Source organism: Chroococcidiopsis sp. CCNUC1 (assembly GCF_023546805.1).
GTDB classification, from domain to species: domain Bacteria; phylum Cyanobacteriota; class Cyanobacteriia; order Cyanobacteriales; family Chroococcidiopsidaceae; genus Chroococcidiopsis; species Chroococcidiopsis thermalis.
This window is the reverse complement of the sequence record NZ_CP097480.1, coordinates 3516640-3528982: the sequence shown is the minus strand read 5'-3', so window position 1 is coordinate 3528982 and position 12343 is coordinate 3516640. Positions and strand designations below refer to the sequence as shown.

The 12343-nt window shown below is 45.5% G+C and carries 11 protein-coding genes; 2 read left to right on the top strand and 9 right to left on the bottom strand.

Going from position 1 to position 12343, the window contains the following annotated elements:
- Positions 1-209: 209 nt before the first annotated feature.
- Positions 210-2351 carry a molybdopterin-dependent oxidoreductase gene (locus M5J74_RS16450; protein ID WP_015155162.1) on the bottom strand — a complete coding sequence of 714 codons (2142 nt, stop codon included), beginning with the start codon at positions 2349-2351 and terminating at the stop codon, positions 210-212.
- Between the two features lie 176 nt (positions 2352-2527).
- Between M5J74_RS16450 and M5J74_RS16445 the strand changes: the two genes are divergently transcribed.
- A complete protein-coding gene (locus tag M5J74_RS16445; protein ID WP_106169948.1) occupies positions 2528-2713 on the top strand; it encodes a hypothetical protein in 186 nt (61 codons plus the stop codon).
- The gene (locus tag M5J74_RS16440; protein ID WP_371933970.1) at positions 2682-2945 is read left to right on the top strand and encodes a transposase; all 264 of its coding nucleotides are present in this window, start codon (positions 2682-2684) and stop codon (positions 2943-2945) included. The genes M5J74_RS16445 and M5J74_RS16440 overlap by 32 nt, the downstream gene beginning before the upstream one ends.
- A 567-nt stretch (positions 2946-3512) precedes the next feature.
- On the opposite strand, the gene M5J74_RS16435 is transcribed toward M5J74_RS16440, so the two are convergent.
- The 8 genes from M5J74_RS16435 to trpC all read right to left on the bottom strand — a co-directional run bounded on the left by M5J74_RS16435 (position 3513) and on the right by trpC (position 12296).
- The gene (locus M5J74_RS16435; RefSeq protein ID WP_106166617.1) at positions 3513-5345 is read right to left on the bottom strand and encodes a hypothetical protein; all 1833 of its coding nucleotides are present in this window, start codon (positions 5343-5345) and stop codon (positions 3513-3515) included.
- Positions 5346-5710: 365 nt separating this feature from the next.
- Complete coding sequence (locus M5J74_RS16430; RefSeq protein WP_106166618.1) at positions 5711-6157, bottom strand: hypothetical protein; 447 nt, start codon at positions 6155-6157, stop codon at positions 5711-5713.
- Between the two features lie 6 nt (positions 6158-6163).
- Positions 6164-6868 (bottom strand): HpsJ family protein, encoded by a 705-nt coding sequence (locus tag M5J74_RS16425; RefSeq protein WP_015155159.1) that lies wholly within the window; start codon positions 6866-6868, stop codon positions 6164-6166.
- Positions 6869-6944: 76 nt separating this feature from the next.
- Entirely contained in the window at positions 6945-7949 is a 1005-nt protein-coding gene (gene trpD, locus M5J74_RS16420; RefSeq protein WP_250012476.1) for an anthranilate phosphoribosyltransferase, read from the bottom strand.
- Positions 7950-8020: 71 nt separating this feature from the next.
- Positions 8021-9103 carry a 3-deoxy-7-phosphoheptulonate synthase gene (gene aroF, locus M5J74_RS16415; RefSeq protein WP_015155157.1) on the bottom strand — a complete coding sequence of 361 codons (1083 nt, stop codon included), beginning with the start codon at positions 9101-9103 and terminating at the stop codon, positions 8021-8023.
- A gap of 103 nt (positions 9104-9206) precedes the next feature.
- On the bottom strand, positions 9207-10442 hold the full coding sequence (gene trpB / locus M5J74_RS16410; RefSeq protein WP_250012474.1) for a tryptophan synthase subunit beta: 1236 nt from the start codon (positions 10440-10442) through the stop codon (positions 9207-9209).
- A gap of 5 nt (positions 10443-10447) precedes the next feature.
- On the bottom strand, positions 10448-11338 hold the full coding sequence (gene trpA / locus M5J74_RS16405) for a tryptophan synthase subunit alpha (RefSeq protein ID WP_250012472.1): 891 nt from the start codon (positions 11336-11338) through the stop codon (positions 10448-10450).
- 94 nt (positions 11339-11432) lie between these two features.
- Positions 11433-12296 (bottom strand): indole-3-glycerol phosphate synthase TrpC, encoded by an 864-nt coding sequence (gene trpC / locus M5J74_RS16400; protein WP_250012470.1) that lies wholly within the window; start codon positions 12294-12296, stop codon positions 11433-11435.
- Positions 12297-12343 lie beyond the last annotated feature (47 nt).

Below are 12343 nucleotides of genomic sequence, written 5' to 3'. Positions count from 1 at the left end.
ACTCCTACTATTGCGATCGGACTACGCCATAGAAGATCCCCCCAACCCCCCTTACAAAGGGGGGCTTTGTTCTCTGGCTGTGAAGCAGGGCTTTGTTCTCTGGTTGTGAAGCAGGGCTTTGTTCCCCCTTTTTAAGGGGGCTAGGGGGATCTGCGAAGAATTGAACTCAAGCGCCCGAAATGCATTAAAATCAAATCCTTTGCACCTGACTAGAGTGCATTCACCTCAACTAAAGCATCGCCAACAGCGGCGGCGTGACCCATATCTGCAAACGCAGACGAGGTAGCAGCATTGATGGTATTATTGGCAAGGCTGAGTTTACGCCAATATCCCAAAGGTGCGATCGCCACCCCAGAGCGAGTCATATCGCTGACAATTGCAGGGACTTGGAAAGAACCGCGATCGTTAAATACCTTCACCACTTGACCGTCAGCTATACCCCGCTTAGCTGCATCGTCGGGATGAATAATCACTCTCGGTTCGCCTTGAAGTTTGGCGTGCTTGGGTAAATTGGCAAAACAGGAATTGATGAATTGGTGTGGTTTCGCCGAGAGGAGATTCAACGGATACCGCTTTGCGAGTTCGGGGTTGCTTGCTGCTGATTCCCGTTGTGGCGTGTAGGTAGGTAGAGGATCGATTGGTTCTCCTGGTTGATATTCCTCATATCCCTGACGAAATGCTGGCAAGACGAAGTTACTATCTACTTTTGCGGTAGCCAGAAACTCGCATTTCCCTGACGGTGTGGGAAAATTACCCTCAGCATGGGGAACGAGATCGACTTTCAACTTGCCATACCCTTGCTGTTGCAGCGACTCCATACTCATATCCTGCATGACGGGAGCCGACCAGTCGAGGACTTCCATCGCCAGTTGTTCGTCAGTCAATTTGAAGCATTCTTCCTCAAAACCCATCCGCGCCGCCAAACGGCGGAATAATTCGGTATTGGGGACGGCTTCACCCAAAGGTGCGATCGCGGGTTGGTTTAATGTTACATAGGTATGACCCCAAGAAAACATCAAATCTAAATTTTCAACTTGAGTCGTTGCAGGCAGGAGAATATCAGCGTAGTCGGCAGTATCAGTCATAAAATGTTCGCTGACTACTGTAAATAAATCTTCCCGCGCCAAACCAGCGACAATCTTGTCTTGCTCTGCCGATTGCGTCACGGGGTTGCAGTTGTAAACAAATAGCGCCTTAATTGGGGGTTCGAGACTCAGTTCACCCGTTAGCGCCGCACCTAACTGCCACAAGTTAATTAATCGCGTCCCAGGCTGAATAAATTCAGGGCGATGCACGACTTCCCAACGGATGGGGAAGGGCCACATCGGAGCTTGCAGCAATCCGCCGCCCAAATGTCGCCACGCACCGACTAGGGCAGGCAAACAGCAAATAGCTCGGACACCCTGACCACCACCTGTTTGTTTTTCTAGCGCCACTCCCAAGCGGATTACTGATGGCTGGCTAGATGCATATTCCCTTGCTAGTGTCAAGATATCTGACACGGGGACACCCGTTATTTGGGCAACTTTCTCTGGTGGATACTGGGCAACTCGTTCTTTCAGTTCTGCGTAGCCGAGAGTATACTTTTCTACATACTCGGCATCGATCAGATTTTCGCTAATAATAACGTGCATCATTCCCAAAGCCAACGCCCCATCCGTACCTGGACGCAAGGGGATATGCCAGTCAGACTGATTTGCAGTACGAGTTCGCACGGGGTCAATTGAGACTAATTTCGCCCCGTTTTTACGTGCCTCTTGGATAAATGACCATAAATGCACGTTAGTGCTGAGAGCGTTACAGCCCCAAAGAATAATGTATTTAGAGTGCTTGAATGTATCGGGGTCAGTACCGTGAGTTAGTCCGCAAGTCATCATGTAAGCGGTACTGGTGCAGGAAGCGCAGAAGGTACGTTCGCTAATAGTTGCACCCAAGCGATTGAAGAAAGCATCACCCACAGTTAAGCCATTCAGCAAACCTTCATGTCCGAGATAGCTACAGGGCATAATTGCCTCAGCCCCATATTCGTCAATAATTTGCCCAAAGCGGCTGGCAATCTCATCTAAAGCATCATCCCAAGAAATACGCTCGAACTGTTTGCTACCCTTCGCACCCACGCGCCGCATCGGATAGAGAATGCGATCGCTACTGTAAACTCGATCTAGATAATCGCTCACTTTGCCGCAGAGCGTACCACGGGTAAAGGGATGGTCTGGGTTTCCTTCTACCTTAGTAGCGCGACCGTTTTCAACTGTCACCAACATCGCGCAAGTATCGGGGCAGTCGTGGGGACAAGCACCAAATACGACTGATTTTTCCTTGGCTGACTTCTCACTGGCAGTACTGACCATAGATCTATCTCTGCTAGAGCGAATGTTTAATATCTAAAGATCGAAGCAGTAATTGTGTCGTACTATTTGTAAGCAAATTTACAGTTACTTGCTTGTCTGATGAATCCTTAATCTTTCTTCTGTCACCTTAGCGGGAGAAAAATAGATGGTAAAACTTTCTCTTTCACTGCTAGAGCATGGTTGAGCCACGTCCTGCCGTTACTACTGTTGGCTTCGTCGATGATGAGTGCAATGACTACCAAGACCTGTTTGGCGATGTGCGGACGCAGCGCACCCCGTGGCAGGTGGAACAGATTCGAGCCAGGCGGTTAGAGTCGATCGAACAGTTGGTTGGAGAACGTTCAATCCAGCGCCTGTATTGATGCAACAGGCGATAAAAAAGCCGGAAAAACTACCGATTCTGTTGCCAAGCAATACATTGGTAACTTGGGTAAAACAGATCGTGGAATTGTGTCGGTCAACGCTGATGCAGTCGTAGATCACATCACGTACCCATTGCAATTGAAGATATTCAAACCACGCTCACGACTGCAACCGGGTGATGTATGTAAAAGGCGCGCCCCAATTAGCGGTGGAAATTTTACAAGCACTTGAGGAATGGAAATTCCGCTCTTGTGCTAGTACTAGCAAACAGCTGATATGGAGAAAGTGGAGATGTGATTCACGAATTTCTTCGCTTAAAACTTCCTTTTCTGGTTGCAATTCGTAGTCCTCATGGTGTGCTAGTAGTAGCAGGTCAGAAAGTCCATTACAACCGAGCCGCGTGCATTCGTTCAAGCTCTCTCTCATCGACCAGATGAAACTCGCTAGAGAGCGCGAAATTGTCTTTAGCAAAGCCCATCCAATCCGCTACTACAAAATCAGTCAAACAAACAGCCCAACTACAAATCCACTTGAGACTTGGTTTGTGATGACTAATCTACCTAAATCTTGGCAGTTACAATTGGGGAAACGCTATAGCCTTCGCGGTTGGATTGAGTATGGATTTAAACAGGTGAAAAATGAACAGGGGAAGGGCAGATTTTCGAGTCACTGACTATACCAGTATTGAGCGGTGGTGGGAAATAGTTTTGAGTGCCTATTTATGAATTAGTTGGCACGCAAATGACTTTCGCACCCCAGCCCAGACTCGTCATACTCAATCTACTTCAACTTCAACTTTTATTCTGCTAGTGTGACAGAAGAAAGATTAGTATTTGTGAGATCGGAGTTAAAAGCGGCGAGAAAATTCTCGCTATTGAAGAGGTTGCCTTCGGTAGTTTGAGTCAATTCTGTTTGTCCAGAAGGGGAACCGCTACCAAGCGACGTTAGTAAATCTTGTTTGATTTGTTCGGCTAAAGAGTTAATACTAATATCCAGCTCGGTGTTGACTTCGCGATCGCTAAAAATGCTTTCATTGATGTCAATACTTGGAGTCGTTGTTGATGACTCGGAATTCCAACCACTACCGAGTAAACTCAAGAAATCTTTCCCGACTCGATCGATCAGCGAGTCAATACCTTGACTAAGTTGGTTGCTATCGGCATCGCTATTATAGAAATTTCCCAAACTACTGGTTAGCAAGCTGTCAACCTCATCGCTAATGGCATTGCGATCGGTAACAAACGTCCAATCGCTATTCCCAATAACTAGCTTCCCATCACCAATATCCTTGAAGCCATTGGCTAAAGGATTACCAATAACTAAGTTATCGTTACCGCTAAATCTGTTGCCATTACCAATCGTTGCATTGCCACTACCGAAATACCAGTTACCATTGCCAATCGTTGCATTTTCACTACCAAAATGCCAGTTGCCATTACCAACGGTTTTGTTGGCATCATCAAAGTACCAGTTACCGTTACCGATGCTTTCATTAGCATTAGCAAAAAGCCAGTTACCGTTACCAATGGTTGCATTCTCAGTTCCAAAATACCAGTTACCATTACCAACAGTAGCGTTATCGTTATTGTAATACCAGTTGCCGTTACCGAGAAGATCGTTGTAACTAGCAAAAAGCCAGTTACCGTTACCAACAACTTCATTACCACTACCATAATGCCAGTTGCCATTGCCAATAGTTCTATTATTAGTAGCACTAGCCGCACTTTCAGGATCGGCTAAATCGGCAAGACTCGTCAGCCAGTCACTATTATTAATAGGTATGGGTAGATTGTTAAAGGCAAGGTTACTATTACTATCGCTAGAAGACGAGTTATTATCAGTGGTTAAACCGTTACCTTTGAAGTATGCGATCGCACCTTGAAGAGTAGTATCGCTACCAAAAGGCGAGTTGCCTTCACTAGAAGAATTAAGATCGATTAATTGCTGCCAGTCTCCATTAGCAAATATCCAATTACCGCTACCAGTAATAGAATTGTTGTTGTCATGGTACGTGCTACTACCACTCGTACTCAGGTTATCAGTATTGATAAAAGGATTGCCACCTCCAGCAAACGGGTTACTATCTTCGCTACCTGTAGGCGGATTATTGCTGTCAGCAGAGGAAGCTGTACTGCCTTCAGGAGGACTACCAATACCGCTAAAGATATTAGTTAAACCTTCTTCGCCTGTAACTTCGCTTAAAGGACCAAATGGCGACTGTTGCAGTAGGTTATTTAAATCGGTAGAGGAAAGATCGTTTTGAGTCGGAACGAGATTATCGCTACTAGTAGTATTGTCTTCGCTAACTAGAGGGCTTTCAGCACTAGTAAATGGATTATCCTCTTCACCTGGATTAACACCACCAGCGAATATATTCCAAAAGTTATCACCAGCAAAAGGATTACCACCGTAAGCTAAATCGCTTTCTGAATTGGGATTGTCGCTAGCAAATGGATTCTCTGCATTATTGCTATCAGCAGCATCACCAACACCACTAAAAATATTAGCAAGATCCTCAACATCTAAGACTTCACTTAAGCGACCGAACGGCGATTGTAGCAGTAAATCGTTTACGTCGCCCGAGGAACCATTGTTACCTGGTTCAAAAGAGTTAGACTCAGAGGTGGACATGAAGCTACTTCTCCTAATTACTAGTACAGAGTTCTAAGTGGCAAAAATATTCTATATATCCAGAAATTAATCAGTATTAATTGCTAATGCTTTGCGCATTATCTTTGCAAAAAATACTTATCTTGCTATCAAAGCTGAGTTGCTAAGAGTTAGCACTTGAACTACGAATACAATTACAGGATTAATTAATACTGTATTTGATACTAAAATAGTCTATACTTCGTAAGACATGATTGTCAGTGACGAATCTTTCGAGCAATTTGTTATTTATTTTTTTCTAATCGATCTAAAATCAATAAGCTGCAAGTCATGATTTGCAGCTTATTGATTATTTTTACTTACGTCCTGCAACGCCTCTAATATGGTTATAGCCAAATTACCGAAGCTGAATTTGTGTCAAGACTGGCTTGGGCTTGAGGAGCATTTAGCAATAAATTATTGTACTCATCGCTATGAGGAACTACGATCGCGTCATTACTAATAGTTAAGACTTGACTCGGAGTAGCTGCACCACTGAAATTCCAATCGCTACCAATCGGATCGGGAAAATTGCCACTATTCTGATTGTTCCCGTCAGCAAAGATATTCCAAAAGTTGTCACCAGCAAAAGGATTGCCACCGTAGAGGAAATCGTTACCCATAGGAGAAATATCCTCCTCGTTGGTATTGCGATCGAACGAATCGCTATTACCAAAAACGTTGCTCGACCTGTCCGGTTCGAGAGCTTCACTGAAGCGACTAGAAGGCGAACCTAGCAAAATATCGCTGTGATTACTCGTGCGATCGCTAGCAGCGCTACTATTATCCAACATACTATGTTATTCGTTTACGAGTGGCAGATTATTTCTGAGTTTTTGCTTTTTGGTTTGACTACCTTTCACTGTATTGGCAGTACCGCGCCAAACCATTAGGAAAAAAGCTCCAGCAATTAAGGTTCCCAAGCCAGTTTTTATGACATTTTTTGTCAAGTTTAGACTATTGGCTGTATTTTGTGATGCTTGTGCTTGAAATTTCTGCTCAGACTTAGCAATTCCAGCTAGAATTTGACTTTTTAATTGCTGAGGATTTTGAGATGTTGGCGCATTAATTCGTAAATTAAACCGAGACAATGTATCTGTAATTTCTCGATCTGTTTGAGCTTGACTGAGTTGTTGCTTGATAACTTGAAGCTGTGCTGATTGTTGCGCGATTTGGCGATCGCCTCCTTCGTGTATGCGCCAAGCAGAACTGACAATTAAAGGCAGTAGCAATAGAAACAATATGCCAGCTACCAGAGCCGCTCTAGACAAAAACTTGAAAATTTTAAAGTTTTTCTCGCCAATTAAGAGAAATACTAATCCAATTAATGGCACAGGCGATCGCTCAACCAGATGGCTTGCCATTTGAAACTCCCACGCAGGATTGGTAAAACCTGGAGGAATAAAAATACTAATAATATCTAAAAGTGACAAAGCCAATAAGACATAACCAGCTATGCGAAAAAGCGGACTAAACCAAAATTCTTCACTACTAGATTGAGACATGAAAATTTACCTTTTTGAAGTCAAAAGTTAAAAGTCAGAAATCAAAAAATTAGAAATCAGGTATTGTAGGAGCGAGTCAATTATCGTACACACTCACTAAGTTATCAGTCATAATGAACTCGCGAAACTGAAGGAAATATGTCTTGGCAGTACCATCAATTAATGAATGTCTGCTAGTACGAATTGCTGATTCTATGTCGTAACTTTTGTCTACTAGATACAGTGCAAAAGCGGCATTTAAAGTGACGAGATCGACCAGTGCTTTTCGTCCCTGTCCGCTAAGAATAGCTAGAAATTCTGCGGCGTTATCTGTAGCATTGCCTCCAGCTAACTCCGATTCTGGGACGGTTTCCATACCAAAATCTTCAGGCACGATTTGCTTTGTACTGATGCGATCGCCCCGTACTTCTATAACTTGAGAAGCACCCGCTAAGGTGATCTCATCTAGTCCATCCGAACCAGTAACAACTAAAGCCTCTATCCCTAATTCCATTAAAGTTTCTGCAATAATTTGCGCTACTGCTGGATCGCCACAACCGACAAGTTGATGTTTGGGTTGGCTGGGATTGAGTAATGGTCCTAGTAGATTAAACACAGTAGGATAACCGACTTCAGCCCTAGCAGCTGCGATCGCCTTAAAAGCTGGATGCCAATCCCGGGCAAATAGAAAACTCAGCCCAGTCGTCGCTAAACTTTCAACAGCCTGCGCTGTCATCGCTGTTAGAGAAATTCCCAAAACTTCCAGCAGATCGCAGGAACCGTTAGGTTTAACTGAGCCTCGATTACCGTGCTTAGCAACTCGAATCCCCAAAGCGGCGACAATAAATGCTGCCGTGGTAGAAACGTTATAGCGCGGTCGGCGCACCCCGCCAGTACCGACAATATCGAGATCGACATGACCGAAGTTTGCTCGCCGCCTTCTGTTCCAAAGGACATCGCGATATCCCAGGAGTTCTTGAGTTTGGGCATCGACTACTGGTCGAGTTTGCAAAAAGCTGACAATTTCATTGAACTCAGCTTCACCCGACAAGAGATACTCCATCACCTGACGTGCTTGTTCTCGCGATCGCGGTGTTTGCATGTGATTGGTAGTTGGTAATTGGTAATTGGTAATTGGTGGCTAGTGACTAGTGACTAGCCACCAGCCACTCCTCACTTTCCACTGACAACTGGTAACTGATAACTGTTAACTGATTCTTTAGTCCAGCGATTCATGGCTTTACCGACAACGGCGAGTTCTTGCATCAAGGAATCGAACCGTTCTGGAGTAAGTGATTGAGGTCCATCGGATAAAGCTTTGGCGGGATTGGGATGGACTTCGATCATTAACGAATCCGTACCTGCCGCGATCGCTGCCATTGCCATTGAGGGGACGTACTCGGCTTTACCCGTACCGTGGCTGGGATCGATCGCGATTGGTAGATGGGTGAGCGATCGCAACACGGGAATAACTGATAAATCGAGTGTATTCCGTGCATACTGGCGATCGAAACCGCGAATACCCCGTTCGCAGAGAATCACATTTGGGTTTCCTGCTGCCATGATATATTCGGCTGCCATCAGCCACTCTTCAATCGTGGCTGACATTCCCCGCTTGAGGAACACTGGTTTGTCCTGCGCTCCCACCTTCTTGAGTAGGGGAAAATTCTGCATATTTCTCGCCCCTACCTGCACGATATCTGCTACCGCTGCCACCTTTTCCAGATCGGCAGTGTCCATCACTTCAGTAATAATTCCTAAACCCGTTGCATCGCGGGCTGCAATAAGTAAATTTAAAGCACTCTCCCCATGTCCTTGAAATGCATAAGGGGATGTACGAGGTTTGTAAGCACCACCGCGCAGGAACTTTGCGCCTGCTGCCTTGACTCTTTGAGCAGTATAGACGATCATTTCTTCGTTTTCTACCGAGCAAGGACCTGCGATTGTTACGAGCGGGTGGTGTTCCCCAAAAGGGACGAAACCATTTGGAGTTGACACAACGACTTCGCTAGGTTCACCATGACGAAACTCGCGGCTGACGCGCTTGAATGGTTGTTCGACCCGCACGACTTGTTCGATCCAAGGACTGAGTTCTTGGACTCGGAACGGATCTAATTCAGCTGTGTTCCCAACTAGACCGAGAACAATTTTGTGTTTGCCAACACTTTTTTCTACTTTCAAACCCCAGCTACTTAACTCTTCAGAAATTCGAGCGATTTCCCCTTCTGGAGTACCGCTTTTCATCACTACGATCATGTTAATTTTCCTGCTAATTTTTTATTTGGTAATGGGTAATTGGTAGTGGTGCGTGGTGAATGTTTTAATTCCGAATTCCGAATTCCGAATTCCGAATTGAGTACTAGCTCCCAATCCCTAACTTCACGACAGTTTGTACGTCCTTATCGCCACGTCCAGAGCAATTGATGACAATACGCGGACTGCCACTTAATTGCGGACAGAGAATATCTAAATAGGCGATCGCGTGGGCAGTTTCTAGAGCTGGAATAATCCCTTCTAGTTGAGCCAAATTTTTGAATGCATCTAATGCTTGGGCATCCGTGACACTGTAATATTCGCCGCGTCCGATATCCTTTAAATAGCTATGTTCGGGACCCACACCAGGATAGTCTAGTCCAGCGCTAATTGAATGTGCTTCTACAACTTGACCGTCTTCATCTTGCAGTAAGTAGCTCATTGCACCGTGCAACACGCCAACTCGTCCTTGCGTGAGAGTTGCTGCGTGTTTTTCCGTACTTACCCCTTCCCCAGCTGCTTCAACTCCAATTAACCGCACTGTTGGTTCGTTGACAAACTCGTAGAACATTCCAATTGCGTTAGAACCTCCTCCGACGCAGGCTAAGAGAATATCTGGCAACCCGCCCCATTTTTGCTGACATTGGGCGCGAGTTTCCGTACCAATAACAGCATGAAAGTCTCGTACCATCATCGGATAGGGATGAGGTCCAGCAACGGAACCTAAAATATAATGAGTTGATTCTACGTTTGTGACCCAATCCCGAATTGCCTCCGAAGTTGCATCTTTTAACGTTCCCGTACCTGCCTCTACTGGGCGCACCTCCGTCCCCATCAGCCGCATCCGAAATACATTTAGGGCTTGCCGTTCCATGTCGTGAATGCCCATGTAGACGATGCACTGCAACCCAAAGCGGGCGCAGACAGTAGCAGTTGCAACCCCATGCTGACCCGCTCCCGTCTCGGCAATAATTCTTTGCTTGCCCATCCGTTTTGCTAATAAAACTTGAGCGAGAGCATTATTAATTTTATGAGCGCCCGTATGGTTTAAGTCTTCTCGCTTTAAATAAATCTGCACTCCCGTGCCATCGGGTCGCTGGTAGTGTTGGGTCAGACGCTCGGCAAAATATAAAGGGCTGGGTCTGCCAACATAGTCATGCAGTAGTTGTTGCAACTCAGCCTGAAAGCTGGGATCGACCCGATATTGCGCGTAGGCTGCTTCTAGTTCGGTTAGTGCAGGCATTAATGTTTCCGGCACGTACTTACCACCGAAACGCCCAAACCGACCCAAGGAATCGGGTTGTACTTGTGAAAGATTATTAGTTTCTTTGATGCTAACCACGGTTTTTATTGGTAATTGGTAGTTGGTAATTGGTAGTCGCTTCTCCGCCCCTCTGCTCCTCTGCCCCTCTGCCCCTCTGCTCCTCGCTCCTCGCTTCTCACAGAAATTGCTGATTTTAGTTCTCGACATAATTGAGCGATCGCCTGCAATCCTTCAGTTGAGTTTGCGGCTGCTAAATGTTTGACAAAGGCACTACCGACGATCGCCGCATCTGCGCCCCAATCTTTGACCTGACGTGCTTGTTCGGCTCCAGAAATCCCAAAACCAACACCAATCGGTTTATCGGTAATGCGGCGCATGTCTGTTAGCAGAGTTTTTACCCGTTCTTGTAAGTGCGATCGCACTCCCGTTACACCCGTAACGCTGACAAGGTAGATAAAACCTTGCGATTGACGAGCGATCGCGGCTATCCTTTCGGGAGAGCTAGTAGGTGCTACGAGTAAGGTTGTCTCAATGCCAGAATCAGCCGCAGCTTGAATTAACTCTGTCGCTTCTTCTAGAGGTAAATCCGGCACGACTAACCCCCGCACCCCAGCGCTGGCAATTTGTTGGCAAAAGGCACGAACGCCTCGGTTTAAAATCGGGTTGTAGTAGGTAAATAAAATCAACGGTGCTTTGAGATTGGGGCTGACAGTTGCTACCATTTCTAGCACCTGCTCTAAGCGCGTACCTCTTTGCAACGCACGGGTTGCCGCTGCTTGAATTACAGGTCCATCAGCCAGTGGATCGGCATAGGGAACGCCCAACTCGATAAAATCCGCACCATTGCGATCGAGAGTATATAAAGCTTCAGCCGTCGTTTCTAAGTAAGGATCGCCAGCTGTAATAAAAGGAATCAAAGCACACTCTTGGCGGCTGCGTAGAGATTGGAAGCGATTTGAAATTATTTGGGTCATGGGTAATAGGTCATGGGTAATAGGTAAGTCGTAAGTCGTAAGTCGTAAGTCGTAAGTCGTAAGTTAGAAGTACCTAACAACTAGCAACTACCAATTACCAACTACCAGTCTTAGTATTCAATAAACTACGTACAGCTTGTTCTACATCGGGTTGTTTAACGAGTGACTCTCCGACTAGAACTGCACGAACGCCAGCGTTGGCAACCAGGGATAAATCTTCAGCTGTATGTAAGCCAGACTCGCTGACAACGGTAATGCCCAAATCGCTAATTTGTTGCCGACGCTGTGCCATTAGTAGCCGTGTTGTTTCCAAATCGACGTGAAAGTTTTCTAGGTTGCGATTATTAATTCCAATCAGGCGCACATCGGATAGTGCTAGTACGCGATCGAGTTCGTCAAGTGTGTGTACTTCAACTAAAGCAGTCATGCCCAATTCATGAGCAATTTTTAAAAAGTTTTGCAAACTACTATCTGATAAAATGGCTGCAATTAGCAATACTGCATCTGCTCCAGCAGCTCGCGCTAGATAAATTTGATACGGATCGATAACGAACTCTTTGCATAATAGCGGTAGTGCCACACTTTGCCGAATTTTCCGCAGATTGTCAAAACTGCCTTGAAAGAATTTGCGATCGGTCAAAACTGAAATACAGGTTGCGCCGCTTTGTTCGTATGCTTGGGCAATTTTTACCGGATCGAAGTCAGCACAGATAACTCCTTTACTTGGCGATGCTTTTTTGACTTCGGCAATCAAACTTGGTTGGAGATCGCTTTGCTCGATCGCCATCAAAAAGTCTTCTGCCCACGGTGTATCGTTGACCTGTTTTTGCAACTCAGCTAATGGCATATCTGCTTGCAGTTGAACAACTTCCTGCTGTTTATGCCACACAATTTCAGCCAAAATATGACGCGATTTACTGTTAGATGCAACCTGATGATTGATTTCGATAGTAGCCATTGAGAACTCGGTTGTGAGGAATAAGTCAAAAGTCAAAAGTTATTAAA

Excerpts from the sequence above, each read along its gene's own strand:
- M5J74_RS16435 (WP_106166617.1), bottom strand. The coding sequence starts at position 5,345 with ATGTCCACCTCTGAGTCTAACTCTTTTGAACCAGGTAACAATGGTTCC.
- aroF (WP_015155157.1), bottom strand. The coding sequence starts at position 9,103 with ATGATCGTAGTGATGAAAAGCGGTACTCCAGAAGGGGAAATCGCTCGA.
- trpD (WP_250012476.1), bottom strand. The coding sequence starts at position 7,949 with ATGCAAACACCGCGATCGCGAGAACAAGCACGTCAGGTGATGGAGTAT.
- M5J74_RS16445 (WP_106169948.1), top strand. The coding sequence starts at position 2,528 with ATGGTTGAGCCACGTCCTGCCGTTACTACTGTTGGCTTCGTCGATGAT.
- trpC (WP_250012470.1), bottom strand. The coding sequence starts at position 12,296 with ATGGCTACTATCGAAATCAATCATCAGGTTGCATCTAACAGTAAATCG.
- M5J74_RS16430 (WP_106166618.1), bottom strand. The coding sequence starts at position 6,157 with ATGTTGGATAATAGTAGCGCTGCTAGCGATCGCACGAGTAATCACAGC.
- trpA (WP_250012472.1), bottom strand. The coding sequence starts at position 11,338 with ATGACCCAAATAATTTCAAATCGCTTCCAATCTCTACGCAGCCGCCAA.
- M5J74_RS16425 (WP_015155159.1), bottom strand. The coding sequence starts at position 6,868 with ATGTCTCAATCTAGTAGTGAAGAATTTTGGTTTAGTCCGCTTTTTCGC.
- M5J74_RS16450 (WP_015155162.1), bottom strand. The coding sequence starts at position 2,351 with ATGGTCAGTACTGCCAGTGAGAAGTCAGCCAAGGAAAAATCAGTCGTA.